13 protein-coding genes are annotated in these 20,851 nt (G+C 57.2%); 12 read left to right on the forward strand and 1 reads right to left on the reverse strand.

The window, feature by feature from the left end; translation table 11 throughout:
• Nucleotides 1-10: 10 nt before the first annotated feature.
• The 11 genes from ptsP (at nucleotide 11) to recD (ending at nucleotide 17,921) form a co-directional block, all read left to right on the forward strand.
• Complete coding sequence (gene ptsP, locus AC0IXH_RS22755; RefSeq protein WP_013203600.1) at nucleotides 11-2,257, forward strand: phosphoenolpyruvate--protein phosphotransferase; 2,247 nt, start codon at nucleotides 11-13, stop codon at nucleotides 2,255-2,257.
• A 143-nt stretch (nucleotides 2,258-2,400) separates the two neighbouring features.
• Nucleotides 2,401-3,282, forward strand: coding sequence for a prolipoprotein diacylglyceryl transferase (gene lgt / locus AC0IXH_RS22760; RefSeq protein WP_013203599.1), 882 nt, complete (start codon nucleotides 2,401-2,403; stop codon nucleotides 3,280-3,282).
• Nucleotides 3,279-4,073 carry a thymidylate synthase gene (gene thyA / locus AC0IXH_RS22765; protein WP_013203598.1) on the forward strand — a complete coding sequence of 265 codons (795 nt, stop codon included), beginning with the start codon at nucleotides 3,279-3,281 and terminating at the stop codon, nucleotides 4,071-4,073. The genes lgt and thyA overlap by 4 nt, the downstream gene beginning before the upstream one ends.
• Before the next feature lie 286 nt (nucleotides 4,074-4,359).
• Nucleotides 4,360-4,800, forward strand: coding sequence for a prepilin-type N-terminal cleavage/methylation domain-containing protein (locus tag AC0IXH_RS22770; protein WP_331426426.1), 441 nt, complete (start codon nucleotides 4,360-4,362; stop codon nucleotides 4,798-4,800).
• A complete protein-coding gene (locus tag AC0IXH_RS22775; protein WP_041692110.1) occupies nucleotides 4,791-5,339 on the forward strand; it encodes a prepilin peptidase-dependent protein in 549 nt (182 codons plus the stop codon). Before AC0IXH_RS22770 ends, AC0IXH_RS22775 begins: the two co-directional genes overlap by 10 nt.
• Nucleotides 5,336-5,779 (forward strand): DUF2509 family protein, encoded by a 444-nt coding sequence (locus AC0IXH_RS22780; RefSeq protein ID WP_471721059.1) that lies wholly within the window; start codon nucleotides 5,336-5,338, stop codon nucleotides 5,777-5,779. The genes AC0IXH_RS22775 and AC0IXH_RS22780 overlap by 4 nt, the downstream gene beginning before the upstream one ends.
• Entirely contained in the window at nucleotides 5,757-6,065 is a 309-nt protein-coding gene (locus AC0IXH_RS22785) for a prepilin-type N-terminal cleavage/methylation domain-containing protein (protein ID WP_471721060.1), read from the forward strand. Before AC0IXH_RS22780 ends, AC0IXH_RS22785 begins: the two co-directional genes overlap by 23 nt.
• A 77-nt stretch (nucleotides 6,066-6,142) precedes the next feature.
• The gene (recC, locus tag AC0IXH_RS22790; RefSeq protein WP_471721061.1) at nucleotides 6,143-9,511 is read left to right on the forward strand and encodes an exodeoxyribonuclease V subunit gamma; all 3,369 of its coding nucleotides are present in this window, start codon (nucleotides 6,143-6,145) and stop codon (nucleotides 9,509-9,511) included.
• A 159-nt stretch (nucleotides 9,512-9,670) separates the two neighbouring features.
• Nucleotides 9,671-12,556 carry a pitrilysin gene (ptrA, locus tag AC0IXH_RS22795; protein ID WP_471721062.1) on the forward strand — a complete coding sequence of 962 codons (2,886 nt, stop codon included), beginning with the start codon at nucleotides 9,671-9,673 and terminating at the stop codon, nucleotides 12,554-12,556.
• Nucleotides 12,553-16,098, forward strand: coding sequence for an exodeoxyribonuclease V subunit beta (gene recB / locus AC0IXH_RS22800; RefSeq protein WP_471721063.1), 3,546 nt, complete (start codon nucleotides 12,553-12,555; stop codon nucleotides 16,096-16,098). The genes ptrA and recB overlap by 4 nt, the downstream gene beginning before the upstream one ends.
• A complete protein-coding gene (recD, locus tag AC0IXH_RS22805) occupies nucleotides 16,086-17,921 on the forward strand; it encodes an exodeoxyribonuclease V subunit alpha (RefSeq protein ID WP_471721064.1) in 1,836 nt (611 codons plus the stop codon). The genes recB and recD overlap by 13 nt, the downstream gene beginning before the upstream one ends.
• Nucleotides 17,922-17,974: 53 nt before the next feature.
• On the opposite strand, the gene argA is transcribed toward recD, so the two are convergent.
• Complete coding sequence (gene argA, locus AC0IXH_RS22810; RefSeq protein ID WP_013203590.1) at nucleotides 17,975-19,321, reverse strand: amino-acid N-acetyltransferase; 1,347 nt, start codon at nucleotides 19,319-19,321, stop codon at nucleotides 17,975-17,977.
• A 236-nt stretch (nucleotides 19,322-19,557) separates the two neighbouring features.
• Here argA and amiC point away from each other — a divergent pair, with 236 nt between their 5' ends.
• Entirely contained in the window at nucleotides 19,558-20,811 is a 1,254-nt protein-coding gene (amiC, locus tag AC0IXH_RS22815; protein ID WP_471721065.1) for an N-acetylmuramoyl-L-alanine amidase AmiC, read from the forward strand.
• The last annotated feature ends 40 nt before the right edge of the window (nucleotides 20,812-20,851 follow it).

Consider the following 20,851-nt stretch of genomic DNA (forward strand, 5'->3'; position numbering starts at 1 on the left):
CACGTAGATTATGCTCACACAGCTGCGCGAAATAGTTGAAAAAGTGGCAGGTGCGCCCCGGTTAACCGAGGCGCTTGATATCCTGGTCAATGAGATCTGCCTGGCAATGGATACCGAAGTCTGTTCGGTGTATCTGGCCGATCACGACCGCCGCTGCTATTACCTGATGGCGACCCGTGGCTTAAAAAAGCCGCGTGGTCGTACCGTCGCACTGGCCTTTGACGAAGGGATCGTCGGGCTGGTGGGCCGGCTGGCTGAGCCAATCAACCTGGCTGACGCGCAAAGTCATCCCAGCTTCAAATATGTTCCTTCCGTAAAAGAAGAGCGTTTCCGCTCGTTCCTCGGCGTGCCGATCATCAGCCGACGCCAGCTGTTAGGCGTTTTGGTGGTTCAGCAGCGCGAACACCGTCAGTTTGACGAGAGCGAAGAGTCTTTCCTCGTCACGCTGGCCACGCAGATGGCGACCATTCTGTCGCAGTCACAGCTCAACGCCCTGTTTGGTCAGTACCGCCAGACCCGCATTCGTGCGCTGGCCGCATCCCCAGGCGTGGCGGTGGCGGAAGGGTGGGTGGACACCACGCAGCCTTCGCTGGACCTGGTGTTTGCCGCGTCCACGCTGGATACGCACCGCGAACGTGAGCGCCTCTCTCTGGCGATGGATGAAGCCTCCAGCGAATTCCGTCGCTACAGCAAACGCTTTACCGCCAGCGTGCACAAAGAAAGCGCGGCAATCTTCGACCTCTATTCCCACTTACTCAGCGACAACCGGCTGAAGAAAGATCTCTATGCGGAGATCGACGCCGGTTCAGTGGCTGAGTGGGCCGTTAAAAAAGTCATTGAGAAGTTTGCCGCACAGTTTGCCAGCCTGCAGGACAGCTATCTGCGTGAGCGTTCGGGCGATCTGCGGGTGCTGGGACAGCGCTTGCTGTTCCACCTCGATGACAGCGTGCAGAGCACCAGTACCTGGCCAGAAAAGTTTGTGCTGGTGGCCGATGAACTCACCGCCACCACGCTGGCCGAGCTGCCGCACGACCGTTTAGCGGGTGTGGTGGTCAGGGACGGTGCCGCCAACTCACACGCCGCTATTATGGTGCGCGCGATGGGCATTCCAACGGTGATGGGCGCGGATATTCAGCCCGAGTTGATGAATGGCAGGCTGCTGATCGTTGACGGCTATCGCGGTGAGCTGCTGGTGGATCCTGAACCGGTACTGGTACAGGAATACCAGAAGCTGATCAGCGAAGAAAATGAACTCAGCAAGCTGGCCGAAAATGTCGTTGAACAGCCCGCCACGCTGAAAAGCGGTCAGCCGGTGAAGGTGATGCTGAATGCCGGTCTGAGCGCTGAACATGAAAAAGCGCTGGGAAGCTGGGTGGATGGCGTCGGTCTGTACCGCACTGAAATTCCTTTTATGCTGCAAAACGGCTTCCCTTCAGAAGAGGAGCAGGTCGCGCAGTATCAGGGCATGCTGCAGCTGTTCCTCGACAAGCCGGTGACGCTGCGCACCCTGGATATCGGCGCAGATAAACAGCTGCCGTATATGCCGATCAGTGAGGAAAACCCGTGCCTTGGCTGGCGCGGCATTCGCCTGACGCTGGATCAGCCGGAAATTTTCCTCGTGCAGGTTCGCGCCATGCTGCGCGCCAACGTCGCCAGCGATAACCTCAGTATTCTGCTGCCGATGATCACCAGCATCGATGAAATTGATGAAGCCAAACGGCTGATCGATCGTGCCGGGCGCGAAGTCGAAGAGATGCTGGGTTACACCATCCCGAAACCGCGCATCGGGGTAATGATCGAAGTGCCATCGATGATCTTTATGATCGGGCATCTGACCGGCCGCGTCGATTTTGTCTCGGTCGGCACCAACGATCTTACCCAGTACTTGCTGGCGGTCGACCGCAACAATACGCGGGTCGCCAATCTGTACGACAGCCTGCATCCGGCGGTGCTGCGCGGTTTGAAAACCATTGCGCTGGAAGCCGAAAAGGCGGGCGTTGAGCTCTGCCTGTGCGGCGAGATGGCGGGAGATCCGATCTGCGTGGCGGTGCTGATTGGCCTGGGTTATCACCACCTGAGCATGAACGGCCGTAACGTGGCGAGGGTAAAATACCTGCTGCAACACATTGATTACGAAGAAGCCCACGCGCTGGCCAACCGCGCGCTTGACGCGATGCTGGCCAGCGACGTCCGCCACCTGGTTGCCGCCTTTATGGAGCGACGTGGCCTTGGCGGGCTGATCCGCGGCGGGCGCTGAATCTCTTAACAAAGTTTACAGTTCCGCGAGATCGCAACAATTCGGGCTGTGCTATTATGCGCGCCTTAATGCAGCGCCCCGCGCGCACTGGTTTACTTATTCCGTCGCCTGCAGGTCAGGACAGACTTTAACAATGGTGAAAGATGAATAACGGCTATCTGGCTTTCCCTCAATTTGACCCGATAATATTCTCCATCGGGCCAATTTCCCTGCACTGGTACGGTTTGATGTACCTTGTTGGCTTTGTATTTGCCATGTGGCTGGCCGTGCGTCGCGCCAACAAGCCTGGCAGTGGCTGGAAAAAAGAAGAAGTTGAAAACCTGCTGTATGCAGGCTTCCTCGGCGTGTTCCTCGGTGGGCGTATCGGCTACGTGTTGTTCTACAACATGCCGTTGTTCCTCGACAATCCGCTGTACCTGTTCAAAGTCTGGGATGGCGGCATGTCATTCCACGGCGGCCTAATTGGCGTGATCTGCGTGATGCTGTGGTTCGCGCGTCGCACCAAACGTAACTTCTTCCAGGTGGCTGATTTTATTGCCCCTCTGATCCCGTTTGGTCTGGGTGCCGGGCGCTTAGGCAACTTTATCAACGGTGAGCTGTGGGGCCGTGTGGCACCGGACTTGCCGTGGGCAATGCTGTTCCCAGGCTCGCGCAGCGAAGACGTTGCGCTGGCGGCCACCCACCCGGAATGGCAGTCACTGCTGGCGACGTACGGCGTGCTGCCGCGTCACCCATCGCAGGTTTACGAACTGCTGCTGGAAGGTGTGGTGCTGTTTATCATTCTTAACGTCTTTATCCGTAAAAACCGTCCGATGGGCGCGGTGTCCGGCCTGTTCCTGATCGGTTACGGCGCGTTCCGGATCATCGTTGAGTTCTTCCGCCAGCCGGATGCGCAGCTGGGCCTGTTCGATAACGCCATCAGCATGGGGCAGATCCTGTCTATTCCGATGATTCTGGCCGGCGTGATCATGATGGTCTGGGCCTACCGCCGTCAGGGCGCGCAGCAAGTACGTGGGGCAAAATGAAACAGTATCTGGATTTAATGCGAAAAGTGCTGGAAGAGGGCACGCCGAAGGATGACCGTACCGGAACCGGCACGCTGTCGATTTTTGGCCATCAGATGCGCTTCAATCTGCAGGATGGTTTCCCGCTGGTCACCACCAAGAAATGTCATTTGCGTTCAATCGTGCATGAGCTGCTGTGGTTCCTCAATGGGGATACCAACACCGCCTATCTGCAAGAGAACAAAGTCACCATCTGGGACGAGTGGGCCGATGAAAACGGCGACCTGGGCCCGGTGTATGGCAAACAGTGGCGTAGCTGGGGGGCTGCCGACGGTCGTGAGATCGATCAGCTGACCAACGTGTTGCAACAGTTAAAAAGCGACCCGGATTCCCGCCGCATCATCGTGTCAGCCTGGAACGTCGGCGAGCTGGATAAGATGGCGCTGGCACCTTGCCATGCGTTCTTCCAGTTCTATGTGGCGAATGGCAAGCTCTCCTGCCAGCTGTATCAACGCTCCTGCGATATCTTCCTTGGCCTCCCGTTTAATATCGCCAGCTATGCGTTGCTGGTGCATATGGTTGCGCAGCAGTGTGACTTAGAGGTCGGGGATTTTGTCTGGACCGGCGGCGACACGCACCTGTACAGCAACCACCTCGAGCAGACCCATCTGCAGCTGACGCGTGAACCTCGTCCGTTGCCAAAACTGGTGATTAAGCGCAAGCCGGCTTCGCTGTTTGATTACCGTTTTGAAGATTTCGAGATTGAAGGCTACGACCCGCATCCGCCTATCAAGGCGCCGGTCGCTATCTGAGTTAAGCAGGAGCGGATCCCTCCGCTCCTGTCCTTCCTTTTATTCTCTCCTCAGGTTTAAGCCACAGGAAAACAGGCAAAACGGTCTTCGAGCAGAGGATAGCCGTTGGAGCCAGGCAATCCCTGTTGTATTCGCTTCGCCGTCCAGCAAATCATTTTACGAGAGCCCCCGCAAATACTTTGTCCTTATGCTGCAACGCCAAATTCTTGTTGGAAAACGCCGCGTGCTTTGCCGGATTGCCGCTGGATTGATGTGGGGTAAAAAGCACAATACAGCGATGAAAACGATGAGCGGATTTACCTTAGCCGAGCTGTTAATCGTCATGGTGATTGCCAGTATCCTGACGCTCGGTGCCATGAGCAGCTGGCAAAGCTGGCAGCAATTGCAACGGCTGAATGACAGCGCGCGCCAGCTCCAGCATTTCCTGTTGCGGTTGCGCAGCGAGGCGAATGAGCACAACGCCGCACGGATACTTTGGCGACGCACTGGGGCAGCCTGGTGCGTGGGCAGCGGCCCGCTGCAACCCTGCGGCAAAGCCTCACGCAGCCTGTTTCCCGCACCCTGGCCGGAGGTCGGCTTGCGTTCACTGACCGAGGAAATGGGCTTTTATGGCCGCAATAATGTTGCCCGTCCCGGCCGCATTGTCCTCGCCGGGGAAGCCGGTGAACGGCATGTGGTGGTGTCGTCACGAGGACGGGTGCGGATATGTGAGGATAACTGCCTGTGAAGCAGACGGGATTCAGCCTGGCAGAAATGCTGGTTGCGCTGGCCATCAGTAGCGTGCTGTTGCTTAGCGCCGCCAGGCTGCTTCCGGTGCTGCAACGCAACAATCTGCAAACCCTGATGCGCTTTCAATTGCAGGAAGAATTGCAGTTGATGATGTTCACCCTGGAAAAATCGGTGCTCCGGGCTGGATATTGCCGGGGAGAATGTCGCGGACAGGGGCTGACTCTCGGCGCTGATGGCCACTGCCTGTTGGTGCGTTGGGATGAAAACAGTAACGGCAAATGGGAAGGCGTGGAAAGCAGCGACAGCGATTTCTATGGCTACCGTTGGCGTGACGGCAGTCTGGAAACGCAGCGGGGCGTCGATCGGTGTGACGGTGGCGGTTGGGAAAGGCTAAACGACCCCCGCACCGTGACCATCGAGTCGTTCCGGGCAACCCAGGTCGATCGCCAGATCCGTCTGGCGATCACCGCCTTCGCCAAAGCCTTTCCCTCCGTTCGGCTGACGGTGGAGCGTTGGTTGACCCCGGCCAATCTATGACTGATTTACCAAAGCAGCAGGGCGGCGGCGCGTTGATTATGGTGATTATCCTGCTGGCGTTATCGGCGGCCTTGCTCAATGCCACGCGCAAGCAGTTGGATGGCGGGCTGAGCCGGGTCAATGATGAACGGCAGTTCCTGCAACAAAGGGTGCAGGCAAGCTCGGCGTTGAGTTGGGGAGCCCGACAACGGTGGCCGGTCTCGCCGGAATGGCAATGTCAGCGGGAAAACGCCAGCGGCTGGCGAAGCTGCCTGCTGACTGTTAATGACCAGCGCGAGCTGTTAATGGGCGACAGCGGGCCAGGCACTATTGCCCAGTTTCAGTGGGTGGCACGACCGGAGGCGATGAGCCTCAAAACGCTGCCCCACGGCTGGCTTGATTACTGCCCGCTGGCAGAGGAAGTAGGATGCTATCCCGATGAAAAATCAGCTGGGCTTTAGCCTGCCGGAAACCCTGGTTGCACTGCTGCTGTTTGCCTGCAGCTTAACGGCCTTACTGCAGTATCAGCTGGCGCTGGCCAAAGGGTTCCAGCAGCAGGCACAACAACGTGAGGCCTGGCGCTATGCCTTACAGCGTTTCGAGGGCTATCAGCCAGCCAACTGGCAGAGCGCGGTGGTGCAGCAGATGGGGCCAGCCAACTGTCCGCTATTAACTGCGACGGTGGTCAGCCCGCTCGGACGTCAGGCGCAGTTAACCTTGTTGCGTTGCCCCGATATCACCGAGTGACGGGACTGGCGATTTGCAACCTGCCCCTGACAGGTTACAGTGTTGGCGCAAAGCAACATCCCGGAAAAGGAGCAGACATGTTTACCGTTTACCACTCAAATCAGCTGGACTTGCTGAAATCGCTGGCGGCTTTTCAGATTGAAAACCAGCCCCTGCGCGATCCCTTTCAGTCTGAAGTGGTGCTGGTACAAAGCCCTGGCATGGCGCAGTGGCTACAAATGTCGCTGGCTGAGCAGTTTGGTATTGCGGCCAACATCGCCTTCCCGTTACCGGCGACCTTTATCTGGGACATGTTTGTTCGCGTTTTACCGGGCATTCCTAAAGAGAGTGCCTTTAATAAAGCCAGCATGAGCTGGAAGCTGATGGCTATTTTGCCAGCGATGCTGACACGCCCCGAATTCACGCTGTTACAGCACTATCTGACCGAAGACCAGGACAAGCGCAAACTCTTCCAGCTGGCTTCCCGCGTGGCGGATTTATTTGACCAGTATCTGGTCTATCGCCCGGAATGGCTCAACAGCTGGGAGAAAGGCCAGATCATTGACGGGCTGGGCGAGGCGCAGCAGTGGCAGGCGCCGTTATGGGCCGCGCTGGTGGAATACACCGCCGAACTGGGCCAACCCGAATGGCACCGCGCCAATCTCTATGCACGCTTTATCAGTAAGCTTGAGAGCAGCAATGAGCGGCCGCCCAATCTGCCTGACAGGGTGTTTATCTGCGGTATTTCCGCCCTGCCACCGGTCTATCTGCAGGCGCTGCAAGCGCTGGGCAGGCACATTGATATCCATCTGCTGTTTACCAATCCCTGCCGCCATTATTGGGGCGACATTCAGGATTATGCTTTCCTCGCCAAACTCCAGAGCCGCCGCCGTCAGCATTTTCAGCGGCAGAGTGAAAGCCCGCTGTTCCGCCAGGCCGATGCCTCCACGCTGTTTAATGACGCGGGTGAGCAGCAGCTCAGCAATCCATTGCTGGCCTCCTGGGGTAAGTTGGGCAGGGATAACCTCTTTCTGCTGGCCCAGATGGAGTGCCAGGAAATAGACGCCTTTGTCGATATTGAGCCCACTACCTTGCTGCAAACGGTACAGCGCGACCTGTTAGAGCTGGAAGACAACGCGGTGATTGGCCTGCAACAAAATGAGTGGGAAACCAGCACGGCGAAACGGCGGCTGGATCCTGCTGATCGATCGATCAGCCTTCACCTTTGCCATAGCCCGCAGCGGGAAGTGGAGGTGCTGCAGGATCGCCTGTTGCAAATGATGGCTGACGATCCTGCGCTGTCTCCGCGTGAAGTGATTGTGATGGTGGCCGACATTGATGCTTATACCCCGTTTATTCAGGCGGTATTTGGTAATGCGCCCGCCGGGCGTTATCTGCCGTTTGCCATTTCTGACCGCCGCGCCAGTCAGGCCCATCCCGCCTTGCAGGCCTTTATCTCGCTGTTGAGTTTGCCCGACAGCCGTTTCACCTCAGAGGAGGTGCTGGCGCTGCTGGACGTTCCGGCACTGGCAAACCGCTTTGCCATTGATGAAGAAGGGCTGAAGCGCCTGCGCCGCTGGGTGGAAGAGTCCGGGATCCGCTGGGGGCTGGATGACGATACCGTCCGCGATCTGGAACTGCCGCCGACCGGGCAGCATACCTGGCAATTTGGCCTGACCAGGATGTTGCTGGGCTATGCAATGAACAGTGAAAGCGGTCACTGGCAGGGCGTGCTGCCTTATGATGAGTCCAGTGGCTTGATTGCAGAACTGGCCGGCAACCTGGCCGAGCTGCTGACGCGTTTGCGCCACTGGCGAACCCTGCTGAATACCACGCGACCACTGGAAGAGTGGCTGCCGCTGTGCCGGACGCTGCTGCAGGATTTCTTTGCCGGTGATGCCGATACCGAAGCGGCGCTGGCGCTGATTGAAGAGCAGTGGCAGCAGGCGATTAATTACGGCATCCAGGCGCAGTATCAACAGGCTGTTCCGCTCTCCCTGCTGCGGGATGAACTGGCTTCCCGCCTCGATCAGGAAAGGATCAGCCAGCGCTTCCTCGCCGGTCCCATCAACTTCTGTACGCTGATGCCAATGCGCTCCATCCCGTTTAAGGTGGTTTGCCTGCTGGGAATGAACGACGGAGTTTATCCGCGCACGCTGCCGCCATTGGGCTTTGACCTGATGAGCCAGCAGCCGAAAAAGGGCGACCGTAGCCGTCGCGATGACGACCGTTATCTGTTCCTGGAAGCGATTAACTCGGCGCAGCAGCAGCTGTATATCAGCTATATCGGGCGCACTATTCAGGACAACTCAGAGCGCTTCCCGTCGGTGTTGGTTAGCGAACTGGTCGAGTACATCAGCCAGAGCTTCTGCCTGCCGGAGGACCAGTCGCTCGACGTCGACAAAAGCGCCGAGGCGGTGATACGACATCTGCATCATCTGCACAGCCGGATGCCTTTTGCCGCGGAAAATTTCTCGCCGCAGGCCGAATTCAAAAGCTTTGCCGCCGAATGGTTGCCTGCCGCCAATGCCAGCGGCGTGCCGCATCCCGCCTTTATGCAGCCGCTGCCAGTGCTGGAGATCGCGGAACTTAATTTCGAGCAGCTGGTGCGTTTCTGGCGGCATCCGGTGCGGGCCTTTTTCAGCCAGCGGCTGGGGGTAAGTTTTATCGCCGAAGAAGCCGGTTTACCCGATGCGGAGCCGTTCACCCTCGATAATCTCAGTCGTTATCAGGTCAACACCCAACTGCTTAATACCCTGATTGATGAACAGCCGAGCGAGCCGCTTTACGCCCGGCAGCGTGCCTCAGGGAATCTTCCCTATGGGGCATATGGCGAGCTGTTCTGGCTGGAGCAACAGGAAGAGATGGCCGAGCTGGCGAGTCGCGTGCGCGAACAGCGCGCCGGGGCGGTCAGTTGGGAAATAGCCTTGCCGATCGGCGGGATACAGCTGAACGGCTGGCTGCCACAGGTTCAGGATGATGGCTTACTGCGCTGGCGGCCGGGCCACCTCAACTTTACCGACGGGCTTTCGCTGTGGCTGGAACACCTGGTTTACTGCACGCTTGGCGGCCAGGGCGAAAGCCGGATGGTTGGCCGTAAAGAGAGTCAGTGGCGCTTTCCCGCACTGCCTGCTGAACAGGCCAGAGAATGGCTGGGTCGTTATGTCGAAGGCTACCAGCAGGGGATGTGCTCACCGCTACTGTTATTACCGCGAACCGGCGGTGCCTGGCTGGAAGCCTGTTATGACGAAAAGGCCGGACAGCTGCTGACGGATGATGGCACGCAGGCCAAAGCCCGTATCAAGCTGTTGCAGGCCTGGCAGGGGAATATGCAGATTGAAGGTGAGGGCAGCGATCCCTATCTGGCCCGTCTGTTCCGCACGCTGGATGATGAAATAGTGCAGCAGATCTCGCACAACGCGGAAATTTGGCTGCTGCCGCTGCTGCAGATGAATGACATGCAGTAAGACATCCTGTAGTGTTACTTTATAACCATTTGTCGTTTTTTACTTTCTTGTTTCTTTTTCGTCCACAGCCGTCAAAGAAAATATCCAGGTTAAATGTCTGCTACCGCTCTGCCCGCACCGGGGCGGTAAACCAGAAGATTAGATCGTCGAGGAGTTTGAATGCGTCGTTATGCAGTCTGGTTTTCCACGCTTTTCCTGCTGTTTACGTTGAGCCCTTTGGTACAGGCACAACCTGGTTGGCAGCCGATCCCTGAAACGATCCGCAAGAGTGAAAAAGACCCTCGTCAGTATCAGGCCATCAAGCTGGATAATGGCATGACGGTGCTGCTGGTTTCCGACCCGCAGGCGACAAAATCGCTTTCCGCGCTGACCATCCCCGTAGGCTCCTTAGAAAACCCGCGCAACCAACAAGGGCTGGCTCATTACCTTGAGCATATGCTGTTGATGGGCTCAAAACGCTATCCTCAACCTGACAATCTGGCCGAATTCCTTAAAAAGCATGGCGGCAGCCACAATGCCAGCACCGCGTCTTATCGCACCGCGTTCTATCTTGAAGTGGAAAACGACGCGCTGGAACCGGCGGTCGATCGCCTGGCGGATGCCATTGCCGAACCGCTGTTGGATCCGGTCAATGCCGATCGTGAGCGTCATGCGGTCAATGCGGAACTGACCATGGCTCGCTCACGCGACGGCCTGCGTATGGCGCAAGTGGGTGCCGAAACGCTGAATCCCGATCACCCAAGCTCGCTGTTCTCCGGCGGAAATCTGGACACTTTGAAGGACAAGCCGGACAGCAAATTGCACGATGCGTTAACCGCCTTCTATCAGCGTTATTACTCTGCCAATTTGATGAAGGCGGTGATTTACAGTAATAAGCCGATGGATGAGCTGCAGACCATTGCGGCCAAAACCTTTGGCCGGGTGGCAAACCGTAATGCGACGGTGCCGGCTATCACCGTGCCGGTGGTCACCGACAAGCAGAAAGGCATCATCATTCATTACGTTCCTGCTCAACCGCGCAAGCAGCTGAAAATTGAATTCCGTATTGAAAATAACAGCGACAAATTCCGCAGTAAGACCGACACGCTGATTGCCTATCTGATTGGCAACCGCAGTAAGAACACCCTTTCTGACTGGCTGCAAAATCAGGGGCTGGCGGATTCCATTGATGCCGGCGCCGACCCGGTGGTTGACCGCAACGGCGGCGTGTTCTCTATTTCCGTTTCGCTGACCGATAAGGGCCAGGCTGACCGCGATCGGGTGGTTGCGGCGGTGTTCAGCTATCTGAATACGCTGCGCACTGGCGGCATCGATAAGCGCTATTTCGATGAAGTCGCCAACGTATTGAATCTCGATTTCCGTTACCCATCCATTACCCGTGATATGGATTATATCGAATGGCTGGCTGACACCATGCTGCGGGTTCCGGTTGCCGATACCCTGGACGCCCCCTATATCGCCGACCAGTACGATCCGCAGGCGATCAAGGCCCGTCTTGACGGCATGACGCCACAGAATGCCCGCATCTGGTACATCAGCCCGGACGAACCTCACAACAAAGTGGCGTATTTCGTTAACGCGCCTTATCAGGTCGATACCATCACCCCTGAGCATTTCGCGCAGTGGCAGGCGGCCAGTGAAAAAATCGACCTGTCTTTGCCGGTGCTTAACCCGTATATCCCGAACGATTTCAGCCTGATTAAGCCGGATCATAAATACGATCATCCGGCCGAAGTGGTGAATCAGCCAGGTCTGCGGGTGTTTTATATGCCAAGCCAGTATTACGCCGATGACCCCAAGGCCAGTATTACCCTTTCGCTGCGTAATAAAGAGGCGATGAGCACGGCTAAAAATCAGGTGATGTACGGGCTGAATGATTATATGGCCGGGCTGGCGCTGGACGAGCTGAATTCTCAGGCCTCGGTGGCGGGGATCAGTTTCTCCACCGGTGAAGACGATGGCGTGACCTTTAGCGCCAGTGGGTTCACCCAGCATCTGCCAGAACTGATGAAAGAGCTGCTGAAAAGCTACGCCACCTACCAGCCCGATCAGCAGATGTTGGATCAGGCGAAGTCCTGGTATCTCGAGCGGCTGGCCTCCGCAGCGAAGGGCAAAGCCTTTGAGCTGGCCATTCAGCCTGCCCAGATGGTTTCGCAACTGCCTTACACCCAACGCAGCGAACGCCGTGCGCTGGTGGCGGGCATCACGCTGGATGACGTAAAAGCCTACCGCAATATGCTGCTGGAGAAGGCGACGCCGGAGCTGATGGTGGTGGGTAACATGACCGAAGACGCCACTAAGACCCTGGCCACGGACGTGAAGAGCCAGCTGAACTGCTCAGGAGAAAGTTGGTGGCACAGTCAGTATCTGTACATCGACAAGAAAACCTCCGCCAACTTGCAGGATGAAGGCAGCAGTACGGATTCTGCGCTGGCCGCGCTGTATGTCCCGCTGGGCTATCCGGAATATGAGAGCGTTGCCAGTAGCGCGCTGTTAAGCCAGATCATCCAGCCGTGGTTCTACAACCAGCTGCGTACCGAAGAGCAGTTGGGCTATGCGGTATTCTCCTTCCAGATGCCGGTTGGCCGTCAGTGGGGCATTGGCTTCCTGCTACAGAGTAACGTGAAGCAGCCAGCCTACCTGCTGACCCGCTTCCAGGCGTTCTATCCAACCGCGGAAAAACGCCTGCGTGAGATGAACAAAGACGATTTTGCACAGTATCAGGTGTCGATGATCAACGAGCTGAAGCAACGACCGCAAACCCTGGATGAAGAAGCCGGGCGCTTCAGCAAAGACTTCAACCGTGAAAACTACCAGTTTGATACGCGCGAGAAGGTGATTGCGCAGATCCAGGCGCTGACGCCGGAAAAAATGGCCACCTTCTTCCACAAGGCGGTGATTGAACCGCAGGGCCTGACGCTGTTATCACAAATTTCAGGCAGTCAGCACGATAAGGCGGATTATGCCAAACCAGAAGGCTTTACCAACTGGAAAGAAGTGTCCAAACTGCAGCAATCTTTCCCGGTGAAAAGCGATAAACCATGACTCAACTTGCCCAGCGCCTTGATCCCTTAACGCTGCCATTGCAGGGAGAAAGGCTTATCGAGGCCTCGGCAGGCACTGGCAAGACCTTTACTATCGGATTACTCTATCTCCGTTTATTGTTAGGGCTGGGCGGCGAAGCGGCTTATAGCCGCCCTCTGCCGGTAGAGGAAATTCTGGTGGTGACCTTCACCGAGGCGGCCACCGCTGAACTGCGTGGACGCATCCGGGAAAACATCCATAAGCTGCGCATCGCCTGCGTGCGGGGGCAGTCTTCAGATGTGATGTTGGCCCAACTCCTTGAGCAAATCCCCGATTTACAGCAGGCCGCTGCCCAGTTACTGGCCGCCGAGCGCCAGATGGATGACGCCGGGATCTTCACCATTCACGGCTTCTGCCAGCGTATGCTCAACCTCAACGCCTTTGAATCCGGCATGCTGTTTGAACAACAGCTGATTGAAGACGAGTATCCGTTACGCCGACAGGCCACGGCTGATTTCTGGCGTCGCTACTGTTATCCGTTGCCATTGCCGATTGCCCGGGTGATGACCCAGATGTGGCAGGGGCCGGAGCAGTTGCTCAGCACGCTATCGCCCTGGTTGAACGGTGAAGCACCGTCACTCAAACACCCGCCCAATCTGCAGGAAACCTTTACCGAGCGGCATGAAAAAATCATTGCTGAGATTGACCGGCTGAAGGCCGCCTGGCTGGCCGCGGGAAATCTGCATGATGTGATTGCTAACTCTGGCGTGGATAAGCGCAGTTACAGTAGTAAGCACTTACCTAATTGGCTGGAGAAGCTTAATCAGTGGGCGACGGAAGAGACGCAGGATTACAGCTTCCCCAAAGATCTCGAGCGTTTTAGTCAGCGGGTTTTGCTGGAGAAAACCAAAAAGGGTGAAGCACCTCAGCATCCGCTGTTTGACGAGATAGACCGCTTCCTGGCGGAGCCTCTCTCTCTGCGCGAGTTGGTGATCGCACGCGCCCTAAGTGAAATCCGTTTTGCCACGCAAAAAGAGAAGCAGCTCAACGCGTTACTGGGCTTTGACGATCTGCTGGGCAGGCTGGACAGTGCGCTTCAGCAACCGGCCGGAGGCGCATTAGCTGAGGCTATCCGTGGACGCTATCCGGTGGCGCTGATAGATGAATTCCAGGATACCGATCCGCAGCAGTACCGCATCTTCCGTACCCTGTATGGCAAGCAGCCCGAGAATGCGCTGTTGCTGATAGGTGACCCGAAGCAGGCGATCTACGCTTTCCGGGGTGCAGACATCTTCACCTATATGAAAGCGCGTAATGAAGTTAGTGCCCACTATACGCTGGAGACCAACTGGCGCTCTTCTCCGGGCATGGTTAACAGCGTTAACCGTCTGTTTTCTCAGCAACAACATCCGTTTTTATTCAGCGATATCCCGTTTATTGCGGTGCAACCTGCCGGACCGAATGCCGCCCTGAGTTTTACTCTGGATGGCACTGAGCAACCGGCGTTGCGCTTCTGGCTGCAGCCTGGCGATGGCGTGGGAGTAAGTGATTACCAACAGTTTATGGCTCGTCAGTGCGCGGCGGAAATTTGCCACTGGCTGACCGCGGGTCAGCAAGGTACTGCGCTGATTGGCAAAGGCGAAAAACGTCGCCCGGTTCAGGCCTCTGATATCACCATTCTGGTTCGCAGCCGCGGTGAAGCCTCGGTGATGCGTGAAGCCCTGAATGGCCTGAATATTCCCTCAGTGTATCTTTCAAACCGCGACAGCGTTTTCACCACACCGGAAGCGCGTGAAATGCTCTGGCTGCTGCAGGCGGTTCTGGCCCCGGAGCAGGAACGCGTGCTGCGCAGCGCGCTGGCCACCAGCATTTTTGGTCTGGATGCGGTCACGCTGGATGCGCTAAACCAGAATGAGCGTGCCTGGGATGCGCTGGTGGATGAGTTCGACGGCTACCGTCAACGCTGGCTAAAACGCGGCGTGCTGCCGATGCTGCGTGAGCTGATGAATAACCGCAATATTGCCGAAGATTTACTGGCTTCAGAGAGCGGGGAACGGCGGCTGACCGACCTGCTGCATCTCGGTGAACTGCTGCAGGAAGCTTCGGCCCAGCTGGACAGTGAACATGCGCTGGTTCGCTGGCTGGCGCAGGAAGTGGCTCAGCCCAACGGGCAGTCATCCAGCCAGCAGCTGCGGCTGGAGAGCGATCGTCATCTGGTGCAGATCGTCACCATCCATAAATCCAAAGGATTGCAGTATCCGCTGGTCTGGCTGCCATTTGTCGCCAACTATCGCGAAGCGGGACAGGGCATTTATCACGACCGTGAGAGCTATCAGGCCTTGCTGGATTTGCGTGACGATGAAGAGAGTGTTGAGCTGGCCGAGCAGGAACGGCTGGCCGAAGATCTGCGGCTGCTGTATGTGGCGCTGACCCGTTCGGTCTGGCATTGCAGCGTAGGCATTGCGCCTCTGGTTAAAGGCAACCGCAAGAAAGAGGGCAACAGTGACCTGCATCGCAGCGCGTTGGGCTATCTGGTTCAGCATGGCGAAGCTGCCGATGCCAGCCAGCTGCTCAGCCATCTCCAGTCACTGGAAAATGATTCTATTGAGGTGATTGCCGCCGCAGCGCCAGATGCCACGCCGTGGCAGCCGGTGCAGGATGAAGAGCAGGTATTAAGCAGCCAGCAGATCGGCCGAACGCTGCGCGATGAGTGGCGAGTTACCAGCTACTCCGGCCTTCAGCAACACGGACAGTCGGTCACTTTCGACCTGCTACCCAAGCTGGACGTCGATGCCGCAGGCGAAGGTCAGAACCCGCTGATGAGCCAGCTGACGCCGCACAGTTTTCCGCGCGGCGCCGCGCCGGGGACCTTCCTGCACGGGCTTTTTGAAAACCTGGACTTCACCCAACCCGTTGAGGATGAGTGGCTCAGCGAGCAGCTGCTGGCGCAGGGACATGACCTTGCCTGGCTGCCGGTGATGAAGGCCTGGCTGGAGCGGATTCTGCAAACGCCGCTGGATGATTCCGGCGTCAGCCTCAGCCAGCTTCCTGCCGATAAACGCCAGGTCGAGCTGCAGTTCTATCTGCCGATCCAGCAAATGCTGACCGCTTCCGGACTGGATAAGCTTATTCGCCAACACGATCCGCTTTCTGCCGAATGTCCTCCACTGAACTTCCAGCAGGTTCAGGGGATGCTGAAGGGCTTTATCGACCTGGTCTTTTGCTGGCAGGGGAAATATTACCTGCTCGATTACAAATCCAACTGGCTCGGTGCTTCAGCAGAAGACTACACGCCTGAGGCGATGGCGCTGGCAATGCAGTCGCACCGCTATGATTTGCAGTATCAACTTTACAGCCTGGCGCTGCACCGCTATCTGCGCCATCGTCTGGCGGATTATGACTATCAGCAGCATTTTGGTGGCGTATTCTATCTGTTTTTACGCGGCGTGGACGGCACCGCCAGCGAGAACGGTATTTACCGAACGCGGCCGGATGTTGGGTTTATCACCGCGCTGGACGCGCTGTTTGCCGCTACCGCGCAGGAGGACGTATGTCAGGGATAGCCGCGCTGTTGCAACAGGCCGGTGAACTGCGGCTGTTCCGCTCGCTGGATATACAGTTTGCCCGCATGATTGCGTCTGAAGATCATCCTGCTTTAATGCTGGCCGCGGCCTGCGTCAGCGCGGAAGCGGGAGAAGGGCATGTTTGCCTGCCTTTGGCCCAGTTTACCGAACAGGCGTTGTTTGACGGACGACAGCCTGAACTTGCCCGTCAGCTGTGGCTGGCAGCGGGTGAACCAGACTGGCTGGACCTGCTGCAAAATTCGGAGGCCGTCGGTGACGGTTCCACGGCCACACCGCTGGTTTTGCATCAGCAGCGTCTTTACCTGCACCGCATGTGGCAGTCTGAAGGAGAGGTGGCGCGATTTATTGGACGGGAAGCCGCTGTAACCGCATTCGACCCGCAGCAGCTGCGCGCAGCACTCGATCGGCAGTTTGGTCAGCAGCCGGATGACTGGCAAAAGATTGCGGCTGCGGTCGCGATCACCCGTCAGATCTCGGTGATTTCCGGCGGACCGGGCACCGGTAAAACCACCACCGTGGCTAAACTGCTGGCCACCTTGCTCTCGCTGTCGGCAGAGACGGTACGCATCCGTCTGGCCGCGCCAACCGGTAAAGCCGCGGCCCGATTGACCGAATCGCTGGGCAAAGCCCTGCAGCGGCTGGAGGTCAGTGACGAGGAGAAACAGCGGTTCCCGGCTGAGGCGACCACGCTGCACCGCCTGCTCGGTGCGGTGCCCGGCAGCCAGAGAATGCGTTATCACGCCGGTAACCCATTGCACCTCGATCTGCTGGTGGTGGATGAAGCGTCGATGGTCGATCTGCCGATGATGGCTAACCTGATTGCCGCGTTACCTTCGCAGGCGCGGGTGATCTTCCTCGGTGACCGCGATCAGCTGGCCTCGGTTGAAGCGGGCGCGGTGCTGGGCGATATCTGCCGCTGCGCTGAAACAGGATACAGTCTTGCGCGTGCAGAAGAGCTGAGCGCCTTAACGGGCTGCGTTATCGCAGGCCGGGAAGACCCGCAGGCGCCGCCGGTGCGTGACAGCATTTGCCTGCTGCGCAAGAGCTACCGCTTCGATGCCTCTTCAGGAATTGGTCAGCTGGCGCTGGCCGTCAATGCGGGCGATACGCGCCAGGTCGATGCAGTCTTTGCCGCTGATTACGCCGATATTGAGCGCTTCACCTTGGGGAGTAGCGAAGCATATCAGCATCTGCTTAATGGCTGTGTTGCCGGTTACCGCGACTATCTGAGCCGCCTTGCAGCCGGTGCACAGCCTGCTGATGTGCTGGATGCGTTTAGCCGTTTCCAGCTGCTTTGCGCGCTGCGCGAAGGGCCGTTTGGGGTGATGGGGCTGAATGAACGCATTGAGGTCTCGCTGCAAAAAGCGGGCTTGATCCGTCGTTCACCGGGCGCGGCGAATAAATGGTATCCCGGCCGGCCGGTGATGATTGCCCGCAACGACAGTGCGTTGGGGCTGTTTAACGGCGACATTGGTATTGCGATGCTGGATGAGGAACAGGCGCTGAAGGTGTTCTTCCCACTGCCTGACGGCAGCATCAAAGCCGTACAGCCCAGCCGACTGCCGCCGCACGATACTGCCTATGCGATGACGGTGCATAAATCGCAGGGATCCGAATTCGATCACACCGTGCTGGTGCTGCCTAATCAGTTCACGCCGGTGCTGACCCGCGAGCTGGTTTACACCGCCATCACCCGCGCGAAATTACGATTAACGCTGTATGCCGAACAAAACGTGTTAAACAGCGCGGTAAAAATGCGCACCTTGAGGCGCAGCGGGCTGGTCGAACGGCTGACCGAATAATCGGGCTGAGATGGGACGTTAAAAAGGGGCGATAAATCGCCCCTTTTAGGTCTTCAGGAGAAGAGACGCGCGTGGCGCAGATCGGCCATCAGCACTTTTGAGCGACGCTGATAGTTGTACATCAGCTTTTTGCTTTCCGGCAGCAGTTCGATATCGACCGGCGTAAAGCCGCGTTCCTGGAACCAGTGAATGCTGCGGGTAGTCAGCACGAAGAGTTTCTTCAGCCCCATCTGACGCGCCTGCAGTGCCACGCGTTCCAGCAAGGCTTCACCGCGCGAGGAACTGCGGTAATCAGGATGCACCGCCACGCACGCCATCTCGCCAATCGCTTCTTCCGGGAACGGATAGAGCGCGGCGCAGCCGATCGTCAGGTTATCGCGCTCAATGATGGTGAACTTATCAATTTCCATCTCCAGCTGCTCGCGAGAGCGACGAACCAGAATTCCCTGCTGCTCCAGCGGACGGATCAACTCCAGAATGCCGCCGATATCATTAATGGTGGCACGGCGGATCTGCTCGGCACTTTCCATTACGATCTGCGTACCGATACCATCACGCGAGAACAGTTCCTGTAACAGCGCGCCGTCTTCCTGGTAGCTGATCAAATGGCTACGACGCACGCCGCTGCGGCAGGCTTTAACCGCACCACGCAGAAAACGCACGGTGCCGGACAGGTAGTCATCGCGCGTTTCCAGCTCTTCAATACGTTGCTGGGCATCATTCGGGAACAGCTCGGAGATGATATTGCCTTCATCATTGGTCACGCCCTGTTCGGAGCAGAAACCAATCATCTTCTCGGCTTTCAGCTTGATGGCTAACTGCGTCGCCACTTCTTCAGAGGTCAGGTTGAAGCTCTCGCCGGTGACGGAAACCGCAACCGGCCCCATCAGCACGATTGCGCCGCTGTCCAGCTGACGGTGGATCGCTTCTTCATCGATACGACGAATACGGCCGCTGTGGCAGTAATCCACGCCATCATCCACGCCTAACGGCTGGGCAATAATAAAGTTGCCGCTGACCACATTAATATGCGCACCCTGCAACGGGGTATTGTTCAGGCTCATCGACAGGCGGGCGGTAATATCCAGCTGTAAACGGCCTGCGGCCTGCTTAACCAGCTCAAGGGATTGCGCATCGGTAACACGGGTATGCTTGTGATAAATCGGCTCCAGCTGGTGTTCAGCCAGGTTGGCGTCTATCTGCGGCCGGGCGCCATACACCACCACCAGGCGAATGCCCAGGCTGTGCAGCAGGCCAATATCATTGACGATGCTTGAGAAGTTCTCATGCTCGATGGCTTCACCACCCAACATAATGACAAACGTCTTACCACGGTGGGCATTGATATAGGGCACGGTATGACGAAAACCCTGAACCAGCTCGGTACTCCGTTCCTTCACGGCAAACCCTCTATGAATTATTATTCGCTAAAAGTGTATTTTTATTCTTTTATTGGCCGGGCGCAAGGGGCAATTTCTCAGTATTTTCTGGTTTCTTCCCCTGGCGGCAACGCTAATACGCTGCATTTTATCGCTTTTTCTGGGTGACACCGCCGGAGGGATTCGCTAAAGTTTTTGCACTTGGTAGTCATTTGGCTTTTTTTTAGACACAGTTCAGCAAACACCTCTGGAGTAGCATGTCCGATTTACCCTCACCTGGCCGTCGCCGGTGGTTAAAAAGCGCCGGCGCCGTCGTGCTGCTAAGCGTCAGCAAAGTAGGCCTGGCCGCCAGCAGCCATGTGGTGGCGATCCGCATCTGGCCGTCTTCAACCTATTCACGGCTGACGCTGGAATCCAACCGCCCGCTGAAATATAAGCATTTTGCGCTCAGTCATCCCGAACGCGTGGTGATCGATATTGCCAATATCCAGCTTAACCATGCGCTGAAAGGCGTCGGGAACCTGGTGCGCAGCGACGATCCCTACATTAAAAATGCCCGAGTGGGGCAGTTCGATGCCAATACCGTCCGACTGGTGCTTGAGCTGAAGCAAAATGTGTCGCCAAAGATTTTCACCCTCGCGCCCGTCGCCGGGATCCGCGATCGCCTGGTGCTGGATCTCTATCCGGCAAAAGGCAGCAGCTACGATCATGCTGACGATCCGCTTCTGGCGTTACTGGAAGATTACAATAAAGGCGATCTGGAAAAGAGCCAGCCTGCAGCGGCGGCTTTGCCGGGCAAGGCGGGGCGGGATCGGCCGATTGTGATCATGCTCGATCCGGGGCACGGCGGCGAAGACTCGGGGGCCATCGGTAAACATAAAACCCGCGAAAAAGACATTGTGCTGAAGATCGCCAGACGACTGAAGGTCTTGATTGACAAGCAGCCCAATATGCGTGCCTATATGACGCGCAACGAAGATGTCTTTATTCCGCTAAAAGTCAGGGTGGCCAAAGCGCGCAAACAGCGTGCCGATCTGTTTATCTCCATCCATGCCGATGCCTTCACCAGCCGTGCGGCACGCGGCTCGTCGGTATTTGCGCTCTCGACCAAAGGCGCGACCAGCACTGCGGCACGTTTTCTGGCGCAGACGCAGAATGAATCAGACCTGATTGGCGGCGTCAGCATGAGCGGCGATCGCTATCTCGATCACACCATGTTCGATATGGTGCAGAGTCTGACCATCAACGACAGCCTGAAATTTGGTAAAGAGGTGCTGTCCCGCATCGGTAAGGTGAACCATTTACATAAGCGAACCGTCGACCAGGCCGGTTTTGCCGTGTTGAAAGCACCCGACATTCCGTCGATTCTGGTGGAAACGGCGTTTATCAGTAATTTAGAAGAAGAGCGAAAGCTGCGGACGACGCGTTATCAGCATCAGGTAGCGGAATCTATTCTGGCGGGGATCAAAGCGTACTTCGCCAGTGGCGCAAGCCTGGCACCCAGAAAATAGTGCCGATTGTGGGGCGGGGTGCTGCTCGCCCGGCATAAAG

The organism is Erwinia sp. AC075 (genome assembly GCF_979253995.1).

Bases quoted from the DNA above. Each gene is read 5' to 3' on its own strand.
- ptsP (WP_013203600.1), top strand. From the start codon at position 11: ATGCTCACACAGCTGCGCGAAATAGTTGAAAAAGTGGCAGGTGCGCCC.
- lgt (WP_013203599.1), top strand. From the start codon at position 2,401: ATGAATAACGGCTATCTGGCTTTCCCTCAATTTGACCCGATAATATTC.
- thyA (WP_013203598.1), top strand. From the start codon at position 3,279: ATGAAACAGTATCTGGATTTAATGCGAAAAGTGCTGGAAGAGGGCACG.
- AC0IXH_RS22770 (WP_331426426.1), top strand. From the start codon at position 4,360: ATGAGCGGATTTACCTTAGCCGAGCTGTTAATCGTCATGGTGATTGCC.
- AC0IXH_RS22780 (WP_471721059.1), top strand. From the start codon at position 5,336: ATGACTGATTTACCAAAGCAGCAGGGCGGCGGCGCGTTGATTATGGTG.
- AC0IXH_RS22785 (WP_471721060.1), top strand. From the start codon at position 5,757: ATGAAAAATCAGCTGGGCTTTAGCCTGCCGGAAACCCTGGTTGCACTG.
- recC (WP_471721061.1), top strand. From the start codon at position 6,143: ATGTTTACCGTTTACCACTCAAATCAGCTGGACTTGCTGAAATCGCTG.
- ptrA (WP_471721062.1), top strand. From the start codon at position 9,671: ATGCGTCGTTATGCAGTCTGGTTTTCCACGCTTTTCCTGCTGTTTACG.
- recB (WP_471721063.1), top strand. From the start codon at position 12,553: ATGACTCAACTTGCCCAGCGCCTTGATCCCTTAACGCTGCCATTGCAG.
- recD (WP_471721064.1), top strand. From the start codon at position 16,086: ATGTCAGGGATAGCCGCGCTGTTGCAACAGGCCGGTGAACTGCGGCTG.
- amiC (WP_471721065.1), top strand. From the start codon at position 19,558: ATGTCCGATTTACCCTCACCTGGCCGTCGCCGGTGGTTAAAAAGCGCC.